Origin of the sequence: Lentilactobacillus sunkii DSM 19904, assembly GCF_001435575.1 — a bacterium.
GTDB classification, from domain to species: Bacteria; Bacillota; Bacilli; order Lactobacillales; family Lactobacillaceae; genus Lentilactobacillus; species Lentilactobacillus sunkii.
In genome coordinates, this window is record NZ_AZEA01000001.1 from 311590 (window position 1) to 337940 (window position 26351).

General features: G+C 41.7%; 27 protein-coding genes and 1 other annotated feature. Of the genes, 3 read left to right on the plus strand and 24 right to left on the minus strand.

Annotated elements, in window-relative coordinates; genetic code table 11:
- Window positions 1-6: 6 nt before the first annotated feature.
- Entirely contained in the window at window positions 7-963 is a 957-nt protein-coding gene (gene nrdF, locus FD17_RS01565; protein WP_057823045.1) for a class 1b ribonucleoside-diphosphate reductase subunit beta, read from the plus strand.
- 82 nt (window positions 964-1045) lie between these two features.
- Here nrdF and FD17_RS01570 read toward each other — a convergent pair whose 3' ends face one another.
- The 22 genes from FD17_RS01570 to FD17_RS01680 all read right to left on the minus strand — a co-directional run bounded on the left by FD17_RS01570 (window position 1046) and on the right by FD17_RS01680 (window position 22078).
- On the minus strand, window positions 1046-2041 hold the full coding sequence (locus FD17_RS01570) for a D-2-hydroxyacid dehydrogenase (protein WP_057823047.1): 996 nt from the start codon (window positions 2039-2041) through the stop codon (window positions 1046-1048).
- 101 nt (window positions 2042-2142) lie between these two features.
- Window positions 2143-3609, minus strand: a complete 1467-nt coding sequence (locus FD17_RS01575) for a UDP-glucose--hexose-1-phosphate uridylyltransferase (RefSeq protein WP_057823049.1) — start codon at window positions 3607-3609, stop codon at window positions 2143-2145.
- A 2-nt stretch (window positions 3610-3611) separates the two neighbouring features.
- Complete coding sequence (galE, locus tag FD17_RS01580) at window positions 3612-4616, minus strand: UDP-glucose 4-epimerase GalE (protein WP_057823051.1); 1005 nt, start codon at window positions 4614-4616, stop codon at window positions 3612-3614.
- A gap of 26 nt (window positions 4617-4642) precedes the next feature.
- Window positions 4643-5809 (minus strand): galactokinase, encoded by a 1167-nt coding sequence (locus FD17_RS01585; RefSeq protein WP_191983116.1) that lies wholly within the window; start codon window positions 5807-5809, stop codon window positions 4643-4645.
- 333 nt (window positions 5810-6142) lie between these two features.
- Window positions 6143-8734 (minus strand): bifunctional lysylphosphatidylglycerol flippase/synthetase MprF, encoded by a 2592-nt coding sequence (gene mprF, locus FD17_RS01595; protein ID WP_235803153.1) that lies wholly within the window; start codon window positions 8732-8734, stop codon window positions 6143-6145.
- Window positions 8735-8882: 148 nt separating this feature from the next.
- Window positions 8883-9248 carry a 50S ribosomal protein L7/L12 gene (gene rplL, locus FD17_RS01600; protein ID WP_057823056.1) on the minus strand — a complete coding sequence of 122 codons (366 nt, stop codon included), beginning with the start codon at window positions 9246-9248 and terminating at the stop codon, window positions 8883-8885.
- Window positions 9249-9287: 39 nt separating this feature from the next.
- Entirely contained in the window at window positions 9288-9800 is a 513-nt protein-coding gene (rplJ, locus tag FD17_RS01605; protein ID WP_057823058.1) for a 50S ribosomal protein L10, read from the minus strand.
- 28 nt (window positions 9801-9828) lie between these two features.
- Window positions 9829-9947 (minus strand) — a sequence feature (ribosomal protein L10 leader region).
- A gap of 62 nt (window positions 9948-10009) precedes the next feature.
- A complete protein-coding gene (gene rplA, locus FD17_RS01610; protein WP_057823059.1) occupies window positions 10010-10717 on the minus strand; it encodes a 50S ribosomal protein L1 in 708 nt (235 codons plus the stop codon).
- A 99-nt stretch (window positions 10718-10816) separates the two neighbouring features.
- On the minus strand, window positions 10817-11242 hold the full coding sequence (rplK, locus tag FD17_RS01615; RefSeq protein WP_013728260.1) for a 50S ribosomal protein L11: 426 nt from the start codon (window positions 11240-11242) through the stop codon (window positions 10817-10819).
- 120 nt (window positions 11243-11362) lie between these two features.
- Window positions 11363-12211: an alpha/beta hydrolase gene (locus FD17_RS01620; RefSeq protein ID WP_057823061.1), complete on the minus strand. Its 849-nt coding sequence runs from the start codon at window positions 12209-12211 to the stop codon at window positions 11363-11365.
- Window positions 12212-12230: 19 nt separating this feature from the next.
- On the minus strand, window positions 12231-12779 hold the full coding sequence (nusG, locus tag FD17_RS01625; protein ID WP_057823063.1) for a transcription termination/antitermination protein NusG: 549 nt from the start codon (window positions 12777-12779) through the stop codon (window positions 12231-12233).
- A 106-nt stretch (window positions 12780-12885) separates the two neighbouring features.
- Complete coding sequence (gene secE / locus FD17_RS01630; protein WP_057823066.1) at window positions 12886-13062, minus strand: preprotein translocase subunit SecE; 177 nt, start codon at window positions 13060-13062, stop codon at window positions 12886-12888.
- Between the two features lie 24 nt (window positions 13063-13086).
- Entirely contained in the window at window positions 13087-13236 is a 150-nt protein-coding gene (rpmG, locus tag FD17_RS01635) for a 50S ribosomal protein L33 (protein ID WP_057823068.1), read from the minus strand.
- A gap of 51 nt (window positions 13237-13287) precedes the next feature.
- Window positions 13288-13845 (minus strand): sigma-70 family RNA polymerase sigma factor, encoded by a 558-nt coding sequence (locus FD17_RS01640; protein ID WP_057823070.1) that lies wholly within the window; start codon window positions 13843-13845, stop codon window positions 13288-13290.
- A 143-nt stretch (window positions 13846-13988) separates the two neighbouring features.
- Window positions 13989-14522 (minus strand): NYN domain-containing protein, encoded by a 534-nt coding sequence (locus FD17_RS01645; RefSeq protein ID WP_057823072.1) that lies wholly within the window; start codon window positions 14520-14522, stop codon window positions 13989-13991.
- Window positions 14523-14544: 22 nt separating this feature from the next.
- Window positions 14545-15336 (minus strand): 23S rRNA (guanosine(2251)-2'-O)-methyltransferase RlmB, encoded by a 792-nt coding sequence (rlmB, locus tag FD17_RS01650; protein WP_057823074.1) that lies wholly within the window; start codon window positions 15334-15336, stop codon window positions 14545-14547.
- Window positions 15326-15736, minus strand: a complete 411-nt coding sequence (locus FD17_RS01655; protein ID WP_057823076.1) for a Mini-ribonuclease 3 — start codon at window positions 15734-15736, stop codon at window positions 15326-15328. Before FD17_RS01655 ends, rlmB begins: the two co-directional genes overlap by 11 nt.
- A gap of 8 nt (window positions 15737-15744) precedes the next feature.
- Window positions 15745-17151, minus strand: coding sequence for a cysteine--tRNA ligase (gene cysS, locus FD17_RS01660; protein WP_057823078.1), 1407 nt, complete (start codon window positions 17149-17151; stop codon window positions 15745-15747).
- A gap of 138 nt (window positions 17152-17289) precedes the next feature.
- On the minus strand, window positions 17290-18783 hold the full coding sequence (gene gltX, locus FD17_RS01665) for a glutamate--tRNA ligase (RefSeq protein WP_057823079.1): 1494 nt from the start codon (window positions 18781-18783) through the stop codon (window positions 17290-17292).
- An 88-nt stretch (window positions 18784-18871) separates the two neighbouring features.
- Window positions 18872-20047, minus strand: coding sequence for a PIN/TRAM domain-containing protein (locus tag FD17_RS01670; RefSeq protein WP_176744930.1), 1176 nt, complete (start codon window positions 20045-20047; stop codon window positions 18872-18874).
- A 26-nt stretch (window positions 20048-20073) separates the two neighbouring features.
- A complete protein-coding gene (gene radA, locus FD17_RS01675) occupies window positions 20074-21447 on the minus strand; it encodes a DNA repair protein RadA (RefSeq protein ID WP_057823083.1) in 1374 nt (457 codons plus the stop codon).
- 91 nt (window positions 21448-21538) lie between these two features.
- Complete coding sequence (locus FD17_RS01680) at window positions 21539-22078, minus strand: dCTP deaminase/dUTPase family protein (protein WP_057823085.1); 540 nt, start codon at window positions 22076-22078, stop codon at window positions 21539-21541.
- Between the two features lie 145 nt (window positions 22079-22223).
- On the opposite strand from FD17_RS01680, the gene rpiA reads away from it, so the two are divergent.
- Together rpiA and FD17_RS01690 are read left to right on the plus strand one after the other, a co-directional pair.
- Window positions 22224-22907: a ribose-5-phosphate isomerase RpiA gene (rpiA, locus tag FD17_RS01685; protein ID WP_057823087.1), complete on the plus strand. Its 684-nt coding sequence runs from the start codon at window positions 22224-22226 to the stop codon at window positions 22905-22907.
- 130 nt (window positions 22908-23037) lie between these two features.
- The gene (locus tag FD17_RS01690) at window positions 23038-24372 is read left to right on the plus strand and encodes a C1 family peptidase (protein ID WP_057823090.1); all 1335 of its coding nucleotides are present in this window, start codon (window positions 23038-23040) and stop codon (window positions 24370-24372) included.
- Window positions 24373-24430: 58 nt separating this feature from the next.
- Here FD17_RS01690 and FD17_RS01695 read toward each other — a convergent pair whose 3' ends face one another.
- Both FD17_RS01695 and FD17_RS01700 read right to left on the minus strand, forming a co-directional pair.
- Window positions 24431-25102: a 2,3-bisphosphoglycerate-dependent phosphoglycerate mutase gene (locus FD17_RS01695; RefSeq protein ID WP_057823172.1), complete on the minus strand. Its 672-nt coding sequence runs from the start codon at window positions 25100-25102 to the stop codon at window positions 24431-24433.
- Window positions 25103-25231: 129 nt separating this feature from the next.
- Window positions 25232-26176: an AEC family transporter gene (locus tag FD17_RS01700; protein ID WP_057823091.1), complete on the minus strand. Its 945-nt coding sequence runs from the start codon at window positions 26174-26176 to the stop codon at window positions 25232-25234.
- Between the last annotated feature and the right edge of the window lie 175 nt (window positions 26177-26351).

The following is a 26351-nucleotide window of genomic DNA, read 5'->3' on the forward strand; positions in this document are numbered from 1 at the left end:
AAATTCATGACTGAGAATTATAAAGCAATCAATTGGAATGCAATTGATGATCAAATTGATAAAGCAACATGGGAAAAGCTGACTGAACAGTTTTGGCTGGATACGCGAATTCCGCTATCAAACGACTTATCCGATTGGCGAACACTGGACCAGGATCACCAGTGGGTAGTCGGCCACGTATTTGGTGGTTTAACCTTACTGGATACTCTCCAATCACAAGAAGGAATGGCATCTTTGCGTAAAGATGTTCAAACCCAACACGAAACTGCCGTGTTAAATAACATTCAATTTATGGAGTCCGTTCATGCAAAAAGTTATTCCTCAATCTTCTCAACTTTGAACACACCAGATCAAATCGATGAAATCTTTGACTGGAGTGACAGTGAAGAATTCCTCCAGAACAAAGCAATTAAAATCCGTGATATCTATGCCAACGAACCTGATCCATTGAAAAAGAAGGTCGCCAGTGTATTTCTCGAAACCTTCCTGTTCTATTCTGGATTTTATACACCACTTTGGTATCTTGGTCACAACAAGATTCCAAACGTTGCTGAAATCATTAAGCTCATCCTTCGTGATGAATCCGTCCATGGTACTTATATCGGGTATAAATTCCAAATTGGCTACAACCAGTTGCCTAAGGAAAAGCAAGATGATATGAAAAATTGGATCTACGATTTCTTGTACAAGTTGTATGGAAATGAAGAAAAATACACGCATATTTTATACGACCAAACAGGTTGGACAGAAGATGTGCTGACATTTATCCGCTACAACGCCAATAAAGCGCTCATGAATCTTGGTCAAGATCCGCTCTTCCCAGATACAGCGGAAGATGTTAACCCCGTTGTTATGAACGGAATTTCCACTTCTACCGCAAACCATGATTTCTTCTCACAGGTGGGAAATGGTTATTTGTTAGGGAACGTTGAGTCAATGAAAGACTCAGATTACGATATTTAACTACTAACATTTAAATAATTAAAAAATGACTGATGCACCCTTCCGGGAAACTGCATCAGTCATTTTTGTATATAACAAAATCTTAATCCACCAGGTCCTCGGGTGTTTGACCCTCAACCATTTGTTTCAGATTTCCAAGGGAAATATCAATCATATTTTTCACTGCTTCACTGGTATGGAATGCAGAATGAGGTGTAATTAAAACGTTTGGCATCATTGAGAATTTCAAGATATCAGGGTCAGTCACTTGCTTTGTCGACCTTGAATCCTGTAAATCTGCCGATTCGTTTTCAATGGTATCGATCCCGGCTCCCGCAATTTCGCCGCTTTGAAGGGCATACATTAAATCGTTTGTGTCCACAATCGATCCTCTTGCCGTATTAATCAATAACGCCGTATCCTTCATTTGTTCAAAAACTTCATGATTAAACTGATGATAATTATCGTCAGTCGCCGGCATGTGAATGCTGATAATATCACTCTGAGCATATATTTCGTCAAGACTCTTGACATATACATATTGTCCATTGGTTGATTTCTGTGGATACTTGTCATAGGCAATAACGTTGGCTCCCAAACCTTTAAATAACTTAATGGCTGCCCTGCCGATTCGGCCGGTTCCAATAACGCCGACCGTTTGCTCACTGATCAACCGCCCCATAAAGCTCGGTGAAAAGTGGTACTGATGGTTTTGATTCAATTGCTGACGCATATAACCAACTTTTCTGGATAGATACAATGCCATCATCACAGCAAATTCAGCAATACTGTCTGGACTGTATGCCGGAACGTTGGTAATTTTAACATCATTTGATTTAGCCGCTGGTAGGTCAATGTTATCAGTTCCAACATTTCGCAGTGAAAGATATTTAATGCCAAGGTTATTGAGTGAGTCAAACAACTCCTTGGAATATGGAATCGTCTGGAGGCAGGAAATCCCATCAAATCCGGCAGCCTCTTCAACTGTCTCTTGGTTTAAGGTCGTCGTGGTATATTTAACTTCAACTCCATGATCTTTACCCCACTTCTCAACAAATGGGATTTCATCATCCCTGACGTTATACACGATAAATTTCATAATTGCCTCCTAAAAGTATGATCCAAATTTGTTTCCGCTTCCATTTTACCAAAAATAAAGGATTCCACACAAACATTCTTGTTTGCTGGAACCCTTTATTTTTATTTGAGTTGATTAATGAAGCGATCAAAGGCTGCTTGGCCCTCGTCATTCCACTTATAAACACCGGCATCTTCCAAAACTCTGCCGAAGACCTTGCCGACTTCCTCGTCAACTAACTCTTCCACATTATCTTTCGTAAAATTGTCGCGTTTCATCAATTCGTCTGCCCATGGTTTATGATAGTCAGCAATCTGATTATCTTCGCCAAGAACATACTTTTGAACTTCTTTCATTTCAGTCTTTAAACGGGCTGGCAAAATTGCCCTTCCCATTACTTCAATCAGTCCAATATTTTCCTTCTTAATATGCTGAACGTCCTTGTGAGGATGGAAAATTCCGTCAGGATACTTGTCTGAAGTCTGGTTATCACGTAAAACGATATCCATTTCAAACTTGTCTCCGTTCATTCGAGCGATTGGTGTAACCGTGTGATGACGGGTGCCATCTGTGTATGCACGAATATCAACGGATTCATCAGAATAGTTTTTCCAGCTTTCGGCAATCTTAGTAGCTGCATTTACCACCTTATTAGCATCTTTACTGAGAAGACGAATCGTTGCCATTGGCCATTTAACAATCCCTGCTTCCAAGCCATCGACACCAAGATCAACTGATCGGTCGATCACAGCCTTCATCATTGGGAATGTATGACGACCGCCTTGATAATGGTCTTGTGCAAGCAGCGAACCACCAACAATCGGTAAATCAGCATTACTGCCGACAAAGTAGTGTGGGAACTGCTTAATAATATCAGTCAGGTTTACAAATGTTCGCTGATCGATGGACATTGGCACATGGGCCTGATTCAGGAAAATTGCGTGTTCACCAAAATATGCATATGGTGAGTACTGGAATCCCCATGGCTCGCCATTGATCATCATTCTGATAACCCGATGATTGCTTCTGGCAGGGTAACCCAAACGACCAAGGTAGCCTTCATTTTCAATGGCCAAAGGTCCAACAGGATAACTGGTCGATTTAGCGCGACCGGCAGCTGCAATTGCCTTAGGGTCCTTCTCAGGCTTCGAGAGGTTGATAGTGATTTCCAAATTGCCGTAATCAGTCTTCGTTTCATACGAAATATTTTTGGCAATTGCACGAGTCTTAATGTAATCATTATCCTGACTCATGTGATAGAAATAGTTGGTTGCTTCATCAGGTGACTGCTGATACTTATTCCAGAAAATGTGATTCAGAGTTGATGGAATTGGTGTCAGAAGATCCATGAGTTGATCCTCAAGAATCTCGCGGTTGGTAATTGAATCCTCAATTTTACCATGTTCGATTGCTAACTCAACGAGGTCATTGGCCAGATCGACTGCAGAGGCATCTTGGGTTGGATCGCCAAAACCATCCCCAATCAGCCTGAAAATAAGGTTTGTCACATAAATTCGGTCAACATCTGAATATGGCGAATCGGATTTAATCGCTAAGTCAACGAATTTTTCAACTGCTGATTGATTCATGATTACTTATTTCCTTTCTGATCGTCATAACCCTTTGGATGGGTTTGTTTCCAGTTCCAGGCTGTCTTGATGATTTCGTGAACATCATCGAATTGTGGCTTCCAGCCGAGGACTTTACGAGCTTTATCACTTGCAGCGATCAACGTACTTGGGTCACCGGCACGACGTGGACCCATTTTTGCTGGAATCGGTTTGCCGGTAACATCTCTGGCAGCATCCAACATCTGTTTGTTGGAGAATCCAGTTGATGAGCCCAAGTTAAACGCATCACTGTCATGGCCTGCCTGCAGGTACTTTAATGCAAGAATATGAGCATCTGCCAAATCAAGGACATGAACATAGTCACGGACGTTGGTACCATCTGGTGTATCATAATCGTCACCGAAAATAGTCAATTCGTCACGCTCACCTGAGGCAACTTGTAAAATAATCGGAACTAAATGGGTTTCAGGATGATGATCTTCACCAATTGAGCCATCAGGCTTAGCGCCGGCAACGTTGAAGTAACGTAATGCCACAAATTTGATGCCATATGCGACATCGCTCCAATGCATAATTTTCTCCATAGCCAGCTTACTCTCACCATAAGGGTTGGTTGGTACTTGAGGATCTGTTTCTTTAATTGGAATTTGTTTTGGTTCGCCGTAAGTTGCGGCTGTTGATGAGAAGACAATCTTCTTAACGTTATGAGCATTCATAACTTCAAGCAGGCTGATCATGCCGCCAGTATTATTGTCAAAATACTTTAATGGTTTTGCCATGGATTCTGGCACAACTGAGAATGCTGCAAAATGGATAACACCTTCAATGTCTTCTTTGTCGAAAACGTCGTTCATGAATTTCTTATCACGGACATCGCCTTCATAGAAACGGGCTTTGGGATTGATTGCTGCTTTGTGTCCGGTAACCAAATTGTCGACAACCGCAACGTCATAACCATTTTCAACTAACCGATCAACTGTATGTGAGCCAATGTAACCTGCTCCACCAAGTACTAAAATTGACATTTAAATATCCTCCTTCTAATCAATAACTACTTAATCTCTTTAGGACCGTCTGAAATTTCGGCGATATAGAATTCTGCTGGATGGCCGATCTCTTTCTCATAAACCTTGCCGACGTTTTCCTTGAAGGCATCCACCTTGTCACGGTCAACAATCGCAATTGCACATCCACCAAATCCGGCACCGGTCATTCGGGCACCAATAACACCAGGCTGTTTCCAAGCAGTTTCTGCCAAAGTATCCAGTTCTTTACCGGTTACTTCAAAATCATAATGTAAGGAAACGTGAGAAGCATTGATTAATTTACCAAAGGTTTCAAGGTCGTTATTAACAAGCGCATCTTTTGCCTGAAGTGTCCGTTGGTTTTCAAATACCGCGTGACGGGCACGACGAATGAGGATGTCATCATTAATCAAGTAACTGTTCTCGTCAAATTCGCTTTCGGTCAAATCGCCTAATGACTTAATTGGTAACCCAACTTGAAGTCGTTTCAACGCTTCTTCACATTGGGCGCGACGTTCATTATATTTAGAATCAGCCAATTCACGATGTTTCTTGGTGTTCATGATAACGATTACCCGATCGCCCATTTCAACTGGAACGTAATCATAATCAAGGGTGTTGGTATCAAGCAATACTGCCTTATCCTTTTTACCCATTCCAATTGCGAACTGATCCATGATTCCAGAGTTAACACCAATGTATTTGTTTTCAACTAACTGGCCGTATTTTACAAGGTCGAGTTCACTAATTCCAAGTGAGAAGACGTCGTTGATAATTTCACCGGTTAATAATTCAATCGCAGCTGATGATGATAAACCAGCAGCGTCAGGAAGATTACCATAAACCGCCAAATCAAAACCATGACCAATCTTATAGCCGTGTTCAATGATTTGAACCATCATACCCTTGGGATAGTTGGTCCAGCTGTCAGCTTTGTTATAAGCTAAATTGTCCAGCGAAATCTCAACAATTCCAGCATCCGGAACATTTCCTGAAAACATTCGGATGGTATTGTCTTTTCGTTCGCCGTAAGCAGCATAAATTCCCATACTGATTGCACATGGGAAAACATGGCCACCGTTAAAGTCGGTATATTCACCGATCAGGTTAATACGACCGGGTGAAAAGAACATCCTACTTGAATCATAACCAAACTTGTCATTAAATTCTTTTTTTACGTCATCAGAAATCATAAGTTTCATCCCTCTACATATATTTTTAGTAAACTTTACTAACCAAAATTTAACTCATTTTGGCAGCGTTGTCAACCTTAAGTTCAGAATTTTCTCACTAATCAAATATAAATTGGAATCGTTGGTATGCTTGAATAGTAAGATTAAAATTACTGTTTTTGTGAATGGAAATGGATTTTTATGAAAACGCTTAATACTTTTCCAAATAAATCCTTTTATCTCGGGGTAAACTTCAGTAAACATTTTGAGTAATGAAAGTTCCAACGGTCGGCTTGAATTTTGATGGCCAAAAAGCCCAGCGATAATCCATATCACTGGGCTTCATCGATAAAACTATTTTGTTTGATTCGCATTCATAACAAACCAGAGAGCTTTTGAAAACCCGGCCGGCTTCTTGTTTCGCGGCTGGTTAACAACCAAGATGATTTGAAGAACCGCATACAACAACCCGCTGCGTCGGTAGTATGCAATATACTTTGATTCCCACTTATCGACATATTTATCTTTATAGGAACGCAAGCCTTCAAAACTGTACAACTTGTAGCCATATTGATAAATCAAATGAACAATCCGTTCCTGAGTAAAACTGAACCGGGAAGTCCCAACATTGGAGAACGGTGACATGCCGAGATCAAAGTATTGATAGCCTTTGTCATGAGCCACCCGATACAAATTAATCAAAATACCATCCATGATCCCTGATGGTGCGTCAGATGAGGAACGCATCAAATCAATCGAAGTCGTTATCTTATTCCCATCAGGCATCAAGTTGGCGAATGCCACAATCTTCCCACTGTCGTCTTTCATAATGGCAATTGGGGCCTGCTGGAGATAATACTCGTCAAAAAATCCTAGCGAGAACCCCTTCTCGGCCTTGTTGTTCAGCCATTCATCCGATATCCTTTTTAACTTAGCTATTAAGTCACCGGAGAATGGCGGCTGAAGGATTTCAAACTGATACCCTTCACGATCAAATTTATGCATCAAGGCTCGTTCACCGCGATGCCGCTTCCCGCTTAGTGTAAACTCGTTCAAATCAACCAAGCCATCCTCACCGGTTTTAATAAAATCAAATCCGGTTTCATGCAGGCTCATCGTTAATGCTTCATTGATTTCATAGAAAACCAATTTCAGATCTGACTTATCGGCTTCCTTTACAAAATCTTCGATAGCATCAGAGAATTTATCTTTGTTGCCAATGGGTTCTCCCATAATCACGAGTTTATCGGCAATCTGTTGATACATAAAAAAGACTTGATCAACATGATCCTCAATGTAAAAGTAAATTTGTTTATCACGAAGAAACGCCAAATGGCTGTCTTCATTACCGCCAAAACGATCGATGACTGACCGCACCCTATCGGCGTCAAATCGCTGTGTAAGCCATTCTGGTCTACCAGCGGTGAGATAGGCATTAATGCCAACAAGGACTATTAAGGCGATAATCAGGCCCACAAATCCGACCAACCAGGCACCAGCCGACGGAAATAGGTACGCTTTATCAAAATGAAGTGGCGTTTTTTTGTTGGCAGCAATCCCAATTAATGTGTAAATTGTAAAAGTCACGATAAAAATCGAACTGTTGAATAACAAAACTCCCCAAGAATTGGCCATTCGTTCTCGATAAAGCACAGTTCTTGAAAGCCATAACGTGATCAGAATGATCACGAAGAGCAACACCATTCGCCAAGTAAATGCTTCATTAAACCAAGTGTTGAAAATTGAAACAATCAGCACAAAAACTGTCGGTCCGTAAGCTCGTTTGTTTCGTGTCCAAATCCCGCTGGCCAAGCCAATCAGTAAGAATGCCACGACAATATTCATAATATGGCTAACAAAGAATATCGAATATGGGATCAATTTGACGTAGAGCTTGTTCACAACCACAACGTTAGGAACCGTTGCAAAGAGTAACATCATGATTCCAGAGAAATACATAAATGCGGTGAGAAAAGTTTGAGCAATTCGTTGAATTAATAATCTCGGTAAATCATCCAGAAAAGCATTCAGTTTGCTCCCGGTGTCATGTACGAATAATCCGGTCCCAACAATAAATGGCAATAAATAATAAAACAGCCGGTATAACAGAATCCAAACTAAAGCGTCACTCCGAGCCACACCGATAAATCCCAAACCGATAATGACGAAAATATCAAAGGATCCTAGCCCGCCGGGAATCATCGAAACGACCCCGGCTACGTTGGCAACAACAAAAATTGGGACAACCATTCTTAAATCAATCGGAAGATTCATCAAATGACCGATTAGGATAAAGAACCCCAGTGCGCTCCCCCACTCAAGAAATGACCCTGCAGTCATCACCAACTCCTGCTTAGTCGTCAAATCACTAAAAAATTGGGAGTTGGTTACCTTGGTAAAAATCATCACGCCAGGAAAATAGAGGGCGCCACCCAAAAGCCAAATCCAGTAATGGGCAAAGGGTGTCCCAATTCCGAACCCGAAAATCATAATCAATGCCACTAAACACAATAAGGAAAGTCCGGAAATTAAAAATAAAGCAACTTTTGAAATTGCATAAAGAATTTGTTTCCTTGTGGCATCTTTGCCATAAAAATGAGCCCTAAGACTGGCACCAAGCAGGCCACCAAAACCCAATAAATTGGTGAAGGTATTGACTACCCAGCCACTACGTACTATGTACATTGGCGAAAATTTAGTCGGCAAAAACTGAACAATGGAATAATCGTAAACAAGCATCGGTAGGATTGAAATGAATCCTACTACCAGCATAATTAACAAAGCACTTTTACTTTGACTGGCTAATACAGATTTGAATTGATCTCCATTCACTTCACGAATGATCTTGGCCAGCTGTCGAACAACAAAGATTAAGACTGAAAAAACAAAGATGAGCTTAATCATGGTCATGCGTTTATCTATAAAATCTCGGATTCTTTTAATCATCGTTCCACCATCGTTTCGTATCAAATATGTCACTCTCGTACTATTATGCCAATTAATTGAGAAGTGTACAACCAACCTGCACAAAAAAAGCCGTGCATCGACATATGCCGATACACAGCTTTTTGGAATGTTATCTGTAATTTTAAAATTACTTCAAAGTAACAGTTCCACCAACTGCTTCAAGTTGTTCCTTGATCTTGTTGGCTTCGTCTTCTGAAGCGCCTTCCTTGATGATTGATGGAACCTTATCAACAAGTCCTTTAGCGTCCTTCAAACCAAGACCGGTGATGTCACGGATAGCCTTGATGGCTTTAACCTTTTGGTCACCAGATTCAGTTAATTCAACATCGTATGAATCCTTGGCAGCACCGTCGCCACCAGCAGCACCTGCAGCAGCAACTGGTGCAGCTGCTGAAACGCCGAATTCGTCTTCAATTGACTTAACCAGGTCGTTAAGGTCAGAAATTGAAGCATCTTTTAATTGGTCAATAATATTATCTTTATCAAAAGCCATTATATTTTCCTCCATTAATTGGAATTTATTTAGTTCTGATTAGGCAGCGTCGCCATCATCAGATTGTTTCTTATCAGCAATAGCTTTAACACCATATGCAAAGTTACGTACAGGTGCTTGAAGAATGTTAGCAAGAGTAGATAACAATTCTTCACGGCTAGGCAATGCAGCATAGGCAGTAATTTCATCAAGACTGGCAACTTCACCATCGATAACGCCACCCTTAAGCTTAAGTTTGTCGTTGGTCTTTGCAAAGTTGTGGACAATCTTAGGTCCTGCAACAGGATCTTCTGAAGAGAAGATAACAGCAGTTGGGCCGCTGAAAGTTGGTTTCAAATCTTCAAAGCCAGCATCAGTAGCAGCACGATCCATTACCTTGTTCTTGATAACTTCCATCTTAACGCCTTCATCACGTAATTGCTTACGTAAGTCAGTAACTTCGGCAACAGTTAAGCCACGATAGTTAATAATCACGATAGATGAAGCATTTTTCAATTCTTCAGTAACAGATGCAACCTTTTTTGCTTTTACAGCAACAGCTTGTTCACTCACGAATTTCACCTCCCAAAAATATTTGTTGGGACTTAATAAAAAATCCCTATGCCCACCCAGACATAGGAAAAAAGTAAGATTACTTTCCTCGGCAGGATATTAAGGCATGGAAGCCACCTGAGTCTTAGGCGAATATATCAGCAACTAACAGTCTATCACACGAAGTGATTAACCGTCAATCAGGGATTTTTTATTTAAATCAAAACGATTTATGCATCAAGGCTTGCAAATGAATCAAGATCAACTTTGACGCCAGGGCCAAATGTAGTTGAAATTGAAACATTGTTAACGTAAACGCCACGAACAGATGCTGGACGAGCCTTTACAATAACATCCTCAATTGTCTTTAAGTTACCGACAAGTTTGTCGGTATCGAATGAAACTTTACCAACGGGAACAGCAACGTTACCATCACGGTCAGTCCGGTAAGTAACCTTACCAGCTTTTGATTCTTGGACTGCTTTGGCAACATCCATCGTAACAGTTCCAGTCTTAGGGTTTGGCATCAAACCTTTAGGTCCAAGAACACGACCTAAACGTCCAACTTGAGCCATCATATCAGGTGTTGCAATGGCAACATCGAAGTCAAGCCAGCCACCCTGAATCTTTTGAACCAAGTCAGCTTCACCGACAAAGTCTGCACCAGCGTCTTGCGCTGCTTTAGCATTGTCACCTTTTGCAAATACGACAACGGTTTGTTCCTTACCAGTTCCATTAGGTAAGACAACGGCACCACGTAATTGCTGATCAGCCTGCTTAGTATCAACATTTAATTTAAACACAATTTCAACAGTTGAGTCGAATTTTGCAAAATCAATATCTTTAATCAATTCAACAGCGTCTTTGATTGGGTATGCTTTTTCAGCGTCTACCTTTTCAACAGCTGCCTTGTAGTTTTTACCTCTTTTACGAGCCATGTGTGTTTTCCTCCTTGCTTTGTGGTTATAACGGATTAACCTCCCACGCGATGTGAAACAGTGCATCATCGTTGAAAGTACTGGTATAGCTGGATTGAACTATCCTTCGACAGTAAAGCCCATGCTGCGTGCAGTACCTTCAACCATGCGCATTGCTGCTTCAACATCAGCTGCGTTTAGGTCTTTCATTTTAGTTTCGGCAATTTCTTTAACTTGGTCTTTGGTAACAGTTGCAACCTTGTTAGTATTTGGTTCGCCGGAACCCTTTTGAACACCAGCAGCTTTCTTGAGTAACACAGCAGCAGGTGGAGTCTTGGTGATGAAGTCGAATGAACGATCTTCATACACAGTGATAACTACAGGAATAATCATCCCTGCCTGATCGGCAGTACGTGCATTAAATTCCTTAGTGAATCCCATGATGTTGATACCTGCTTGACCTAATGCAGGACCAACTGGAGGGGCAGGTGTTGCTTTGCCCGCTGGAATTTGCAATTTAACAATATTCGCTACTTTTTTAGCCACGAGACATAACCTCCTTAAGTCCGTGTGTGGTAAATGGAGATCAAAATTTCTCCTCCCACGTTGGTATGCTTAAACATACCATACTAATATAACATAAACCCTTTCGTTCAACAACCTAAATTATATATTCCAAATAAACTTTGCAATATTTTCATCCACAATCGCGTTTTCATGCAAAAGCCGATGGGTCGCCCGCTTACCGCGAATGAGAATTTCGTGATATTGGGTTGCTGGGTCGTGAAGCAGATATCTAAGGGAAAACGCGCTGTTTACCGATACTTCTCCATCATCCTGTTGACTATTACTGATTCTACCGGCGATATTCAGGACTTTGATGTCTTTTGGAATTTCGAATATCTGTTTGGAAAGCTCTCGATAAATCGGCATTCGTTTCGTGGGACCTTTGGGACTCAATGGGTAAGCATCAACCTTATCAGTACTCTTGGCAATTTCAGAATCATTAAACGGACCCGCAATCGTCACAACACGTTTGACTGCAACTGCGCTCTGCCTGATCTGATGAGTTAGGAACCAAAAGATCGTGATACAGCCCATCGAATGGCCGACCAAATTAACCTGTTCAACTCCATAACGGGTATGAAGCAGGGCACAGATTGCCATTACCCACTCTGCCTGTTCCTGAGGCCTGGATGACTTTTTTGCAAACAACACCTGAATCAGCGGTTTGGATTTACTCAGCGTTCCCAAGACTTGAATTCTACCATGGCGATCGACTTTGACCACCATCGACTTGTGAGCACCGTATCGATGAGCAAGCCGGTTCAACAACCGACCGAATGATAATCGATTACCAAAGTATCCTGGAATGAATAGCGTTGGTATCCCTTCCAGCTGATTAAGTGGATCTTCTCTGGTACCTCTTGTTTTGGGTTTTCCAAATCTGATAATCTTGATGACTGCAAATATCAAAGCAGCCAACACCATTAAAGAACCAGCCATCCGTACCATCGCAGCCACCTACTTTAAATTAAAGGGCAGTATCAATCTGGTTAAAGTCAAGGTCGGTACTGGTTTCACGGCCAAACATCTCAATATTAACTTTCAGTCGTTGCTTCTCGTTATCGACCTCAGTCACTTTGCCATCAAGACCGGTAAAGGCGCCATCAACAATTTTGACAGTGTCGCCGATGCTGACATCCAAGTCTTCATGACGTGAGCTCATGCCGATCCGTTTCAATACCAAGTCAACTTCATCTGGCAAAAGCGGCGTTGGCTTGCTGCCTTGGCCATGGGAACCAACGAATCCGGTTACCCCGGGAGTATTTCGAACGATGTACCAAGCTTGGTCGGTCATAATCATTTCAACTAGAACATAGCCGGGAAATGTCTTGTCCATTTTGACTTTGTCCTTACCGTTCTTAACTTCATGTTCCTCTTGTTCCGGAACAACCGTTCTGAAGATGTAATCCTGCATCCCCATTGATTCCTTCCGGCTGTCAAGGTTCATCTTAACCTTATTCTCATATCCGGAATAAGTATGCAATACGTACCATTGTTTTTCTGCTGACTCGACCATGTTTTCTGCTCCTTCGTAAAATCATCTAAAATGAGTTCAAATAAAAAAACCTGACACTTTTCGCAGGTTTCAACAACTTAACTATATCAAAGTTTTGCCAAAATGGCTATGCAAGAAATTGCAATGCCCATTGAACGATCCAATCTACCAAGCCTAAAAAGATGGCCATGATAATTGAAGTACCAATAACGGTACTGGTATCAGTACGAGTCTGATTAACATCAGGCCACGTAACCATTTTCATTTCTTGAACAACCTTTTTGAAAAAATTAATTAATCGCAAAATTTTATCCCCTTACATTTATGATTAGCGAGTCTCTTTGTGCAAAGTATATTTACCGCAATACTTGCAAAACTTATTAAGCTCCAGGCGTTTTGTTCGGTTGGGGTTGGCAGGAATCGTATAATTCCTTGAACCACAAACGGTACATGCCAGAGCAACTTTTCTTTGTGCCATCGTGGCACCTCCTTACAAGCATAGTAATAATAGCATTCAAAAACAATTCAGTCAATTTATCCCGCCGTTAAACTTTCGACGACAGCGTTCAAACGCATTGATGATTCCCCGTTGTTCGCTGGGATCCAAATGTGTATACCCACTTTTCTTCAACATTAACCGAAATGCTTCTTTTTCAAGTGGCGAACAGCTGCTCATCAGTTCATGAAAAGCCTCAGCGACGATTGCCGAATCAATTGGACTACTCGCAGAATTGTCGGCAATCGTTGTCGAATAAAGATTTTCATTGGCTTCAATTGACGTCAAAGGTTCGCAGGGAACTCTTTTCTTGGCGTTATTTACCCGGATCAAGTCAAATACTTGGTTTCTAAGATTAAAGCGGTAAAACGTCCCAAAATTCACTTTCCTGGCGCGCTCAAATCGACAGGCAGATCGGTATAAAACTATCCTGGCCTCTTGATCCAAGTCCTCTTTGTCATAACCGTTGATATAATACTGTCTTTTGAACTTTCGAACAATTGGATAGTACTTTTTGAACAGTTCGGTAAAAGCATCCTCGTCCCTGTCAGCAGTCCGCTGAACCAAATTGAATGTTTCGTCTGATATCATTGTGTTTCCCCCTCATGTTTTTTAATCAAAATAATTGATAAAAAAACATTAACGAAGAAACCCGGCTCCGACAAGACGAACCATTGTTCACCAGGTCATTATCACACCTATACCAATTTTAAAATATCAAAATAATGATATTTTTATTGATCGTCGTGCATCATTTTGTCCCGCAGCTTTTCCAACTCAAGCAATTGTTTGGCATCAAATGGTGTGTGCCTAAACACTTGCCCTTTATCGGTCATCTTACGAGCTTCTGTATCAACTTCCTGCTTGGCCCGCTGAACATCACGCAAAAGTTCTCTGGCTGGAATTCTGAGCGCGCCAGCCGCAAAGATCGTCCATTGCTCGGCCTGATCACTTGTCGCAACGATCACCTGGGTGAAACGATTCTGTTTCTTGTGGGCCAAGGCTTCAATATAACTGTCAGCCGTCTGATCTTTACTTGTCCAAACAATTTCCATATCAAACTTGCGAAAACTCTTGGAATTGCCAGGTACATACATTGCATCAAAAACAACAATCATATTGATGTCACGATACTTTTTATATTCAGATAATTCTGCCAAAAGCTGATCTCTAGCGTCTTCCAGTCGATTGGCCTGTTTGAGTTTATTCAGATGTGGCCAATTTCCAATCATGTTGTAAGCGTCGACTATTAGCAAGTCTTCTTTCATTCTTTATCACCGACTTTTATTTTTATAGTGGATGTCGGGAATTGAAGCCTTGATAAATGAGGATGCTTGCAGCAACACTGGCATTCAAGCTCTGAATGTCCCCAACCATTGGAATAGTCAGCATTTCATCGACTTGTTTCTTGAGTAATGGCGAAATTCCCTTTCCCTCATTACCAATAATAACTGCAACTGAACCCTTGGCATCCCAGCGACGATAGTCCGTTCCGGAAATATCCGTTCCAAATACCCACATGCCGCGGTCTTTCAATTCCTTAATGGTTGCCGACAAATTGGTTACTCTGGCAACCGGCACTCTTTCAATTGCCCCGGCCGATGTTTTGGAAACTGTTGCTGTCAGTCCCACTGCTCGATGCTTGGGAATAATAATTCCAGTAACGCCGGCAGCATCCGCAGTCCGAATAATCGAGCCCAGATTATGGGGATCTTCAATATTATCGAGAATCACGAAAAATGGTTCAGCTTCCTGCTTCTTGGCATTAGCAAATAACTCATCAATCGTTGCATACTTAAATGCAGCGATAGACAAAACCACCCCTTGATGATTTTGATTATCAGAAAGTTTATCCAACTTTTGCTTGGGAACTTTTGAAATGACCAGCCGCTTTTTATGCGCCAGCTTCATAATTTCGGAGATGATATTATCATCGTCCTTAATTCCTGACTGAATGAACAGCTTGTTAACCGGGTTTTCGCTCTTTAATGCTGCAACCACCGGATGGCGGCCGATCACAAATTCTTCGCTGTGATCATTATCATCATTCTGATGTGTTTGATTATGATTCTCATTCTTCATGTTTAAGCTTCCCACTTTCTACCTGCTCAATGCACCAATTGGCAATTTCTTTCATTCGATCATTTTGGTCGCTCAAGGATAAGTATCCAAAAACGGCTTCAAATCCGGTTGAAATCCGATAAGTAATCACATCGGTATTTTTTGCATGAGTGTGACTGTTGGCATTTCGGCCGCGTTTAAAATAATCCCATTCATCTGAATTGAGCAGTCCTTCTGTTTTCATTAAATCAATCAAAGCTGCCTGGGCCTTGGCGGACACATAGTTGGTTGCGACGTGCTGCAGACGCTTGGGCTTTGTCAATCCTTGGGCAATCAGGTGACGGCGAATAAATACTTCATACGCCGCATCACCCATATACGCTAAAGCGATTCCGTTTAACTGGGAAAAATTATCAATCATTAAACTTATTATTCCTTTCTAAACCGGGTTCCTTGTGGCGTATCTTCCAATACGATTCCACGAGCTTTCAATTCTTCCCGGATCTCATCGCTTCGAATGAAGTCTTTGTCATGACGAGCCTGCTCACGTTCATGAATCAATGCCCAAATCTCGTCATCCTTGAGCTCAGTCTGCTCCAACTTGATTCCAAACACCCCTGAGAGCTCGCGTAAGGTGTTGATAATAAACTGTAGGCTAAGTTTGAAGACCGTTTCTCTCTCGGAGTACGTGTTGGCAAATTTAGCCAATTCATAAACCGCTGCAATCCCGTTTTGGACGTTAAAGTCATCATCCATGGCATCGGTAAAGTCGGCAACAATCTGTCTGACTTCCTGATCTGTCTTGGGATCGTCCCCCTCTTCGGCGTTGTGTAAACGATATGTGAGGTTGTTAAACGCGGTCTGAATCTTTTTAAGGTTGCTGCTGGCTTCTTGGACACTGGCATCACTATATTGGATTGGCCGACGATAATGGGTCGTTGACATCAGCAGACGAATGACTTGACCATCCAATTTCTTCAACAGATCATGAACGGTAATAAAGTTACCAAGTGACTTACTCATCTTTTCGTTATCGTCACCGATTGTAACGAAGCCATTGTGCATCCAGTAGTTAACAAAGGTTTGACCAGTGTTGGCTTCACTTTGGGCCCGCTCATTTTCATGATGTGGGAAGATTAAATCTTCACCGCCACCATGAATATCAATAGTGTTGCCCAAATACTTTGTCGACATCACTGAGCACTCAATGTGCCAACCGGGACGACCTTTACCCCATGGAGAATCCCAAGAGATTTCGTCACCCTTGGATTTCTTCCAGAGCGCAAAATCAATTGGGTCTTCTTTTTTTGCCATCTCTTCAGAACTGACATGCTGACTGGCACCAATTTCAAGCTGATCAACATTAATGTGCGGTAATGCGCCATAACTCGGGAATTTGCGGGCCCGATAATAGACATCCCCGTCAACGTTATAGGCATAACCCTTATCAACCAGGGTTTTAACAAAATCAATAATTTCTGGAATATTCTGGGTTGCGCGGGGGTGAATCACATCACTGGAAATGTTGAGGGCGGCGGTATCCTGCATAAATGCATTGATATACTTATCAGCAATTGCCTCAACAGTTGTGTGATTTTCACGGGCAGCATTAATCATCTTGTCGTCCACATCTGTGAAATTCGAAACGTACTTGACCTTATACCCTCGATACTCTAAATATCTCCGGACAGTATCAAAGGCAATCGCACTTCTTGCATTCCCAATATGAATGTAATTGTACACGGTTGGGCCACAGACATACATTTTTACAACACCTGGGGTAATTGGTTCAAATTTTTCCTTTTTTCGTGTGAGGGTATTAAATATCTGTAACATTTCGAATTCCTCTCTTTATCTTTTATACTCAAATAATATCATAATTCATACTTTTTTATTGTGATTACTATAATCCATAATAAAAGGTCTCGCTGTAAATGCAACGAGACCAATCGAATCAATAATATTTTTTATAAATTAATCTTTATCGATTTGAGCCAAAGTTTCTTTAATATGCTCAACCGCTTTTTCCTTACCAACGAGTTCAACCGACTCCGGCAATTCCGGACCGTGCATTTCGTGGGTAACCGCAATTCTAATTGGCATCCATAATTGACGGCCTTTGATCTTGGTATCCTTTTGAATCGCCTTAATTGTCTTAAAGATTTCAACAGAATCAAAAATATCAAGTTTTTGAATTCGGTCCAGGAATTCTTTTAGAACAACCGGTGCAGTGTCATTGGAAATTTCTGCCAATGCATCCCCATCGATTTGATCAGGTTCTTCAAAGAAGACAGATGCCATATCGTTGATTTGAGCCATATAACTCATTTCGCGTTTGTACAGCATGATCAATTGACGCGCCCATTCAATGGTCTTGTTATCAGGGTTGGCAGGAATGTTGCCACCCGCAATCAACTGACGTAAGGCAAGATCCATGATGGTGCTGTTATCAGCTTCTTTAACGTACTGGTTGTTGATCCATTCCAATTTCTTGGAATCAAATTTGGCAGGTGACTTGCTCAAACGAGTTTCATCATACATCTTAATGAATTCTCGTTTGTTAAAGATCTCATCTTCACCAACTGGTGACCAGCCCAACAAAAGAATAAAGTTGAACATCGCATCAGGAAGATAACCCAATTTACGATACTGTTCAATAAATTGAAGAACTGATTCGTCACGTTTGCTGAGTTTCTTGCCGGTATCGGCACTAATAATTAAGCTCATATGGCCAAACTTAGGTGCCTGCCAACCGAATGCTTCATAAATCATTAACTGTTTTGGCGTATTGGCAACGTGATCATCCCCACGGAAAACGTGGCTGATCTTCATCAAATGATCATCACAGACAACCGCAAAATTGTAAGTCGGCATGCCGTCACGTTTCCGAATGACAAAGTCACCGCCGATGGTATCAGAGTTAAAGGAAACATTGCCCTTAACGATATCATCCCATGCGTATTCATGATTCTTAGGAACGCGGAAACGAATAACCGGCTTTAAGCCTTTCGCTTTTGCATCAGCAATTGCTTGTGCCTTTTCATCGTCATTCATTCCGGCATATTCATATTCGTAATGAGGCATTTCGCCACGAGCTTTTTGGGCGTCACGATCAGCTGTTAACTGCTCTTCAGTCCGATATGATTCATAGGCTTTACCTTCATCGATCAGCTGTTGAATAAGGGGAGTATAAATATCCTTTCGTTCAGACTGACGATAAGGACCATAGTCACCGCCAACATCGGGACCTTCGTCCCAATCAAGACCGAGCCACTTTAAATTGTCGAGTTGACTCTTTTCACCGTCGGCAACATTCCGCTTGGTGTCGGTGTCCTCGATTCGGATAATAAACTTTCCTTTGTTATGACGGGCAAATAAATAGTTGAAAATGGCTGTCCGTGCATTCCCGATATGCAAATGACCTGTTGGACTTGGAGCATAACGAACTCGAATTGCATTGTTTGCCAATGTATAACGCCTCTTTCTTAAAATTAATCAAAATTTTGTCAGTGTTTTAAGTTTACAATGAACGCCGTTAAAAATAAAGGGAGCCCGACTACTTCTTGTTATTCGACGAATTTTTCCCATTATTATTATCGGATTTTCCCGAATCCTGTTTATCAGTAATATTCTTAGTTGAATGTTCAGGACGGGCAAATACCATCTTACCGGCATCTGTTTGAATCGCGCTGGTCACAACTACATCGATATGGTCATTCAAGAAGTAACGGCCATCTTCAACTACGACCATGGTTCCGTCATCCAGATAAGCGACTCCCTGTTGACGTTCAGTTCCGTTTTTAACAACCATGACATTCAGATTCTGACCAGGTAAAATCTTCTGGCGAAGTGAATTTGCCAAAGCGTTGATATTAAATACTTTAACGTTTTGAAATTGAATGACTTTGTTCAAATTAAAATCATTGGTGATGATCACGCCATCAACATCTTTGGCAAGCTGAATCAACTTACTGTCAACTTCAGGAATGTCTTCATAATCCTTTTCGTAAATTTCAATTGGAATTAAGTCTTCATTCTGAAGCTTATTCAAGATGTCCAATCCACGGCGCCCACGAACTCGCTTGACACTATCACTGGAATCCGCAATGTATTGGAGTTCATACAGCACAAACTTTGGTACCAACAGTGTCCCTTCAATAAATCCGGTTTTAACAACGTCATAAATTCGACCATCGATCAAAATATTGGTATCAAGAATTTTGTAATGATGGTAATTCTTGTCAACCGGCTTATCGATAATCTTTTCGTCAGCTTCTTTGGCATTTTCCAGCTTTCGTCGGGATTGAAACATTTTTCGCCAACGATCACTTTGAGTGTTCCCAATTCTGAAGCCAAAATATCCCAACACCAGCATCAAAATGGTTGGAATCATAGTGTTCAGGAAGAATGTATGCGTTCTAAAGAACACAATTGAAATCAAAATAGCAACAACTAATCCAACAATTAATCCCACCGTTCCGAAAAACAAAGATAGCGGACTTTGCTTGGTTAATCGAACTTCCATTCGATCAACGGCTTTCAGAATATAGTTTCCTGCCAACAACGAAATAAAATAAAAAATAATTGCACCCACAACTGCATTAGTAGCAGTGTTGTTGAACAGAGTTCCGTAACGGACCTGGAATAACAGCCAAATCATTGGAAAATAGCTGGCACCGATTGCAGCGCCGGCTAATGTAAATACAATTCTAACAATTCTCTTTCTCTTCAATAATATCGCCTTCTCTCAATTTTTAATCAACCCAGTGCAAGCTTCAAAGCCTGTGACAGTGTGGAGACACCGACTACATCAATTCCCTTGGGGGGATTCCAACCCTGGAGATTGTTAGTCGGTACCAGCACCCGCTTGAATCCCAGCTTCTGAGCCTCGGCAACCCGCTGCTCGATTCGGGTGACCCGCCGGACTTCACCGGTTAGGCCAAGTTCCCCAACATAACATTCGGTTGGGCTGGTTCCCCGATTTTTATATGACGAAGCGATGCTGACCGCCATGGCCAGGTCAATGGCCGGTTCATCAAGCTTGACACCACCGGCTGCCTTCAAATAAGCATCCTGATTTTGAAGCATCAAGCCGGCTCTTTTCTCCAAAACTGCCATGATCAATGACACCCGATTACGATCCAAGCCGGTTGCGGTCCGTTGAGCGTTTCCAAACACGGAAGCGGTAACCAGTGCTTGAATTTCAACCAGAATCGGCCGGGTTCCTTCCATGGAAACCACGATGGCCGACCCGGTCGCATCTTTGAGCCGTTCTTCCAAGAAAATTTCCGAGGGATTTTTGACTTCCCGCAGGCCATCGGTCCGCATTTCAAATACGCCCAATTCGTTAGTCGAACCAAACCGGTTTTTAACTGTTCGCAAGATTCGATATGAGTGATGCAAGTCGCCTTCAAAATACAGAACCGTGTCAACCATGTGTTCCAAAATCTTTGGGCCGGCAATGGCACCGCCTTTAGTCACGTGACCAACAACAAACACTGTGATCCCTTGTCCTTTGGCGATGTTCATCAAATCAGCGGTCACCTCGCGGATCTGAGCAACAGACCCGGTTGCCGACTGGAGTTCAGGAATCTGCATGGTCTGAACCGAATCAATAACCACTGCATCAGGCTTCATATCATTAATAGTATCTTTAATCACATCCATGTCGGTTTCGGGGTAAACGTACAAGTTGTCACCGTTGACCCCCAGCCGATCCGCTCGCATTTTAATCTGGGAGGCACTCTCTTCACCTGAAACATAGAGAATCTTCCCAGATTTACTGAGCTGACCTGAAACCTGGAGCATTAGTGTTGACTTACCGATACCCGGATCGCCACCAATCAAAATAAGTGACCCTGGAACTACCCCGCCGCCCAAAACACGGTTGAGTTCTTCCATATCGGTCTTAAATCGGATATCTTTATGAAATTCCACTTTGTTGATTGGTTCGGGCTTGTTGTCATGAATACCGTTTCGACGCAAGCTTTGAGTCGCCATTGTGCTGTTTTTAGGCGCAATTGTTTCTTCTACCAACGTGTTCCATTCGTTACAATTTGGGCAGCGTCCCAGATACCTCGGGGAAATGTAGCCGCAGTTTTGACATACAAATTGAGTTTTAACTTTTGCCAACTAAATTCTCCTCTACTTACACTATAAATATTCTAGCACTTTATGAATCCACTTTGACCGAATCTCAATGGACTTTAAATCATCTTATAAATTATTTACCGGATGAACCAAATCCGCCGCTTCGGGTTTGCTTTTTTTGCTGATCGTCCTGATCGGCCAACAAGTATGGCATGAAAATGCCCTGGGCAATCCGTTCTCCTTTTTGAATCTTAATATCCGAGATGCCAAAATTCAAAATCTGAACGAAGATCTCGCCCTCATTGCCGTCATTATTGTAATAATCCGAATCGATGACACCAATCCCATTGGGAATAACCAGCCCCCGCTTGAGCGGATTGCTGGAACGATTTGCGATAATCAACACCTCATCAGGCTGCATATATGCTTTAATACCTGTTGGAATCAAAAATGGTTTGAGAACTTGACGCGCTTTTTCAATCGAAGCCGCCTGCACATTCTTTTCGTGCTTAATTGCCCAAAGGACCTTCAAAAAGTTCAGTTTCCAAATTGATGGAATGATAATCTCCTCGGCACTTTCGAAATCATATCCGGCTGCATTATTGGTTGTTCGATAAGGTAAGGTTAGGTTCTTGGATGAATATTTTGAAACAATTTCAAATCCACGTTTCATATGTCTGGCTCCTTTTATCGATATATTCTATTATTGTAGTATAAACTATGTGAGACGGTTTGGACAGATTGACAAAAATGTTAAAGTATCGCAGTATTGTAGTGTAGTAAAACCTTTAAACATCTTTTAAATGAGGAGACAAACAATGACACATCAAGACGAATTGAAACAGTTGGTTGGCAAAGCAGCAGTTCAATTTATTGAAGACGGCATGACCGTTGGGCTTGGGACTGGATCGACAGTTAAGTTCATGATAGATGCGCTGGGTGAACGGGTGAGTAAGGAGCACCTGTCCATCGTGGGCGTTCCCACATCGGATCGTACCAGAGAACACGCAAACAGTCTGGGTATCCCCACGAAAAGTCTGGATCAGGTTGACCACATCGATTTGACAATCGACGGTGCCGACCAAATTGACCGAAACTACCAAGGAATCAAGGGCGGTGGTGGCGCTCATCTTCTGGAGAAAGTCGTTGCCATCAACTCCGAACAAAACATGTGGATTGTTGATGAAAGCAAAATGGTTGATAAGCTGGGGTCATTTCCACTACCGGTTGAGGTGGTTCCTTACGGCAGCCGGCAACTATTTGAACGATTAGCTGCAAAGGGATATAACCCCGTTTTTAGAACCAATGGTGACCAACGTTTTACCACGGATTCCAAAAATTACGTGATTGATCTTCACTTAGAGCAGATTGATCATCCCCGTGATCTGGCCCTTGAACTGGACCAAATGACCGGAATTATCGAACATGGACTGTTTCTTGATTTAGTCAACACCGTCATTGTTGGTCACGAAAATGGACCAGAAGTTATTCATGCACGTTAATCATTCCTAAATAGCTGACTGTTAATTAATCTCCACTAATGGTCAACTATTTTATTTTGCCATTTTGCCTCACTAGCCCTTTTTTATAAATGAGCGTAAAATAAGATTCTATTAAGGAGAGTGATCATTTTTGACAGCAGAAATTAATTTAGATCAGATCAGCAAGTACCAAAAGAATCTTGACAATCGAAAAGATTCAAAAGTGATTGAACGAGCCGTTACCCACCAGGGGATCTTGGAAAGCAGCGAGGATTTTGCCGCAGAAGGTAAAATGAATCCAGTCTTTTCAATCGACCTTTCGACCGGTAAAGTTGCCGATCAGAAACAAAGTGGCCGTTGTTGGATGTTTGCTGCATTGAATACAATGCGGATTCACCTCATGAACACTTACAATGTGCCTGACGACTTCGAACTATCTCAAAATTACACAAACTTTTGGGATAAATTTGAAAAGTCCAACTACTTCTTGGAAAATGTATTGAAGACTGCCGATAAACCTCTTGATTCACGAAAAGTAGCCTGGTTGATGGCAACTCCACAACAAGACGGTGGTCAATGGGACATGCTTTGTGCCTTAATTGAAAAGTACGGAATCGTGCCAAAGTCAGCTATGCCTGAAACTTTCAGCAGCAGTCGTTCCCGTGAATTAAATAAATTTTTGAACTTGAAACTCCGTCACGATGCAGTCGCTTTACGTGAATTGGTTGCTGACCACGCGTCAGACGCCAAGATTGCCGAAACAAAAGATACTATGATGAATGAAGTTTACCGAATGCTGACTTACGCACTCGGCGAGCCGGCTACCAAATTTGACTTTGAATATCGTGACAAAGATAAAAATTATCATTTTGACGCTGGCATTACACCCCAGGAATTCTTTAAAAAGTATGTTAATTTAAATCTTCAAGACTATGTTTCCCTCATCAATTCACCTACTGATGACAAACCTTTTAACAAGACCTACACAATTGAGATGTTGGGCAACGTTGTCAACGGCAGACCGGTTAAGCATTTAAACTTGGAAATGTCAGAACTCAAAAAATTAGCCATTAAGCAACTACAAAATGGTGAGTCAATTTGGTTTGGTAGTGACGTTGGTCAAAGCTCCAATACTAAAAAAGGCATCATGGACACTGACTTATATGCACCGGATGAACTGTTCGACTCAGATTTGTCGATGTCAAAAGCAGAACGCCTCGATTATGGGGAAAGTCTTATGACCCATGCCATGGTCATTACTGGTGTTGATCTGGTAGATGGCAAACCAACCAAATGGAAAGTTGAAAACAGTTGGGGCGAAAAAGTCGGTACCAAAGGCTATTTCGTCATGAGTGACGATTGGATGAATGAATTCGTCTATCAATTCGTTATCAACAAGAAATACCTCACCGATGCACAACTTGAAGCACAAAAACAAGAACCAGTGGTCTTGAAGCCATGGGATCCAATGGGCGCCTTAGCTTAATCATTTAGCTCTTTAAAGTTAAATACGACAAATCAGTTATTCTGATTTGTCGTATTTTTTATTCCATAAATTTTTTATTAATGATGTTGAGATGTTCGTCAAAGTCATATTGAATTGGCTTGCCGTTTGGAACTTCAACGTTGGGGATATCTTCATCGGAAATGTTTTCCAGAAACTTGATGAGTGCCCGCAGCGTGCTGCCATGAGCCACAATCAACTGGTTGTGCCCATCTAACAACCTTGGGGCAATATTATCCACCCAGTAGGGAATCAGACGCTGTTGAGCCATTTGTAAGCTCTCACCCAACGGAATCTGGACACCATACCGATCGTATCGGCTGTCCTCGTCTCGTTTATCTAATAACGGTGGGACGACTGTGAAGCTTCGCCGCCAAATTTTGAGCTGTTGGGCACCTACTTGCTCTTTGACTTTTAATTTGTTTTTACCACGAAGGCCACCGTAATGGCGTTCATTAAGCCGCCAAGACTTATGTTCGGGTATGAAGTTTTGACCAATCTCATCCAAAACGATATGGGTCGTGATAATCGCCCGCTTCAAGAATGACGTATGGACATCGGCAAATTGAATACCCGATTTGGCGATTAACTTTCCTGCACTATGGGCCTGCTCAACCCCCTTATCAGTCAATGGCACATCACTCCAACCGGTAAATATGTTGTCACGATTTGCTTCACTTTCCCCGTGGCGCATGATCACTAATGTCGGCACGTTTACATCCTCTTTACTCAAATGAATTTGTTCACAAATAATATCATAAAAAAGATGACCGAAGTCACCTTCCAATTCCTTCAAGATTCTCTCTTGGATCTTGCAAACAAATTCAGTTTAGCATTTCTTCTACAGCTTCTCAACCAACACCATCAGAATAGGAATCACAACCAAACTTAACAAGGTCGTTTCGGCAACCATAATTGAAGCATATTCGGAATCGGCGTGATACAGCCTGGAAACAACTGGTGCATTGGTCATAATTGGCATGGCCGCCTGCATGATGAAGACCTGCTTCATTAAGACCGGCAGTGGTGTCGGAATAACGAGCAATGACATAATCACTGGTGCAAGTAAAAACCGGCCGAATAAGATCAAAAAGTTGCTGCGGTCAAAATGAATATTGGTTAGGTCAACACTGTTAATTGAGATGCCTATAAAAATCATTGAAAGCGGAATTGTTAAATTCCCTATGTAATTAAAATCCTTCATTAAAAAATCAGGCAACGAAACATGCAGCAAAACCAGCACCACCCCAACCATGAACCCGAGCAATGGTGGAGAAAAAACCTTTTTCAGGGTTTGCTTCCAGTTGAAAGTCCCCTCACCCTTCCCATCCTTTTGAATTAAATAAACACCCAACGTCCAAAAGAAGGTTGTGTTGGCCATGTAATAAACCAGCACAAAAGGTAAACTTGATTTGCCGAACAGGGCCATATTCACTGGCAATCCAACAAAAACGGTATTGGAATTGGAGAACATCGACATGAACAGCCCTGAATGCATCTTTGGAATCTTGGCAAATTTGACGATCAAGATCGACACAATGTATAACAAAAGCATCGAAATGATTGGAAAAAATAAGTCAGGCAGTGTTGTCAGCAGCTTCCTGGCGGTAAATTTTTCCATGATGGTTGAAATCATGTATGCCGGCAAGGCAACCTGGGTAACCAACCGGGCAATCATGCTGGTCATCTTACTATCAAACCAATCATTTCTGGCTAATATGAATCCCAAAGCGATCATGATAAGAATGATCAAAACTCCGGAAACTGCATTATAAAATACTCCCATAAACATTCCTCAATTCTAAAAATCAATAACAATGAATTATTATAGCACAATTAGAATCCACAGCCGGTTATAATTTTTGGTATAATTGAGGATGTTCGCTGCAACAGATGTTACAATTATTAAATAATGTTTAAATAACCTAACATTTCCGCAAACCAGTGCAAATCTGCAATAT

Bases quoted from the DNA above. Each gene is read 5' to 3' on its own strand.
- nrdF (WP_057823045.1), top strand. From the start codon at position 7: ATGACTGAGAATTATAAAGCAATCAATTGGAATGCAATTGATGATCAA.
- FD17_RS01570 (WP_057823047.1), bottom strand. From the start codon at position 2,041: ATGAAATTTATCGTGTATAACGTCAGGGATGATGAAATCCCATTTGTT.
- FD17_RS01575 (WP_057823049.1), bottom strand. From the start codon at position 3,609: ATGAATCAATCAGCAGTTGAAAAATTCGTTGACTTAGCGATTAAATCC.
- galE (WP_057823051.1), bottom strand. From the start codon at position 4,616: ATGTCAATTTTAGTACTTGGTGGAGCAGGTTACATTGGCTCACATACA.
- FD17_RS01585 (WP_191983116.1), bottom strand. From the start codon at position 5,809: ATGATTTCTGATGACGTAAAAAAAGAATTTAATGACAAGTTTGGTTAT.
- mprF (WP_235803153.1), bottom strand. From the start codon at position 8,734: ATGATTAAAAGAATCCGAGATTTTATAGATAAACGCATGACCATGATT.
- rplL (WP_057823056.1), bottom strand. From the start codon at position 9,248: ATGGCTTTTGATAAAGATAATATTATTGACCAATTAAAAGATGCTTCA.
- rplA (WP_057823059.1), bottom strand. From the start codon at position 10,717: ATGGCTCGTAAAAGAGGTAAAAACTACAAGGCAGCTGTTGAAAAGGTA.
- FD17_RS01620 (WP_057823061.1), bottom strand. From the start codon at position 12,211: ATGGTACGGATGGCTGGTTCTTTAATGGTGTTGGCTGCTTTGATATTT.
- nusG (WP_057823063.1), bottom strand. From the start codon at position 12,779: ATGGTCGAGTCAGCAGAAAAACAATGGTACGTATTGCATACTTATTCC.
- rpmG (WP_057823068.1), bottom strand. From the start codon at position 13,236: ATGGCACAAAGAAAAGTTGCTCTGGCATGTACCGTTTGTGGTTCAAGG.
- FD17_RS01640 (WP_057823070.1), bottom strand. From the start codon at position 13,845: ATGATATCAGACGAAACATTCAATTTGGTTCAGCGGACTGCTGACAGG.
- FD17_RS01645 (WP_057823072.1), bottom strand. From the start codon at position 14,522: ATGAAAGAAGACTTGCTAATAGTCGACGCTTACAACATGATTGGAAAT.
- rlmB (WP_057823074.1), bottom strand. From the start codon at position 15,336: ATGAAGAATGAGAATCATAATCAAACACATCAGAATGATGATAATGAT.
- FD17_RS01655 (WP_057823076.1), bottom strand. From the start codon at position 15,736: ATGATTGATAATTTTTCCCAGTTAAACGGAATCGCTTTAGCGTATATG.
- cysS (WP_057823078.1), bottom strand. From the start codon at position 17,151: ATGTTACAGATATTTAATACCCTCACACGAAAAAAGGAAAAATTTGAA.
- FD17_RS01680 (WP_057823085.1), bottom strand. From the start codon at position 22,078: ATGAAACGTGGATTTGAAATTGTTTCAAAATATTCATCCAAGAACCTA.
- rpiA (WP_057823087.1), top strand. From the start codon at position 22,224: ATGACACATCAAGACGAATTGAAACAGTTGGTTGGCAAAGCAGCAGTT.
- FD17_RS01700 (WP_057823091.1), bottom strand. From the start codon at position 26,176: ATGGGAGTATTTTATAATGCAGTTTCCGGAGTTTTGATCATTCTTATC.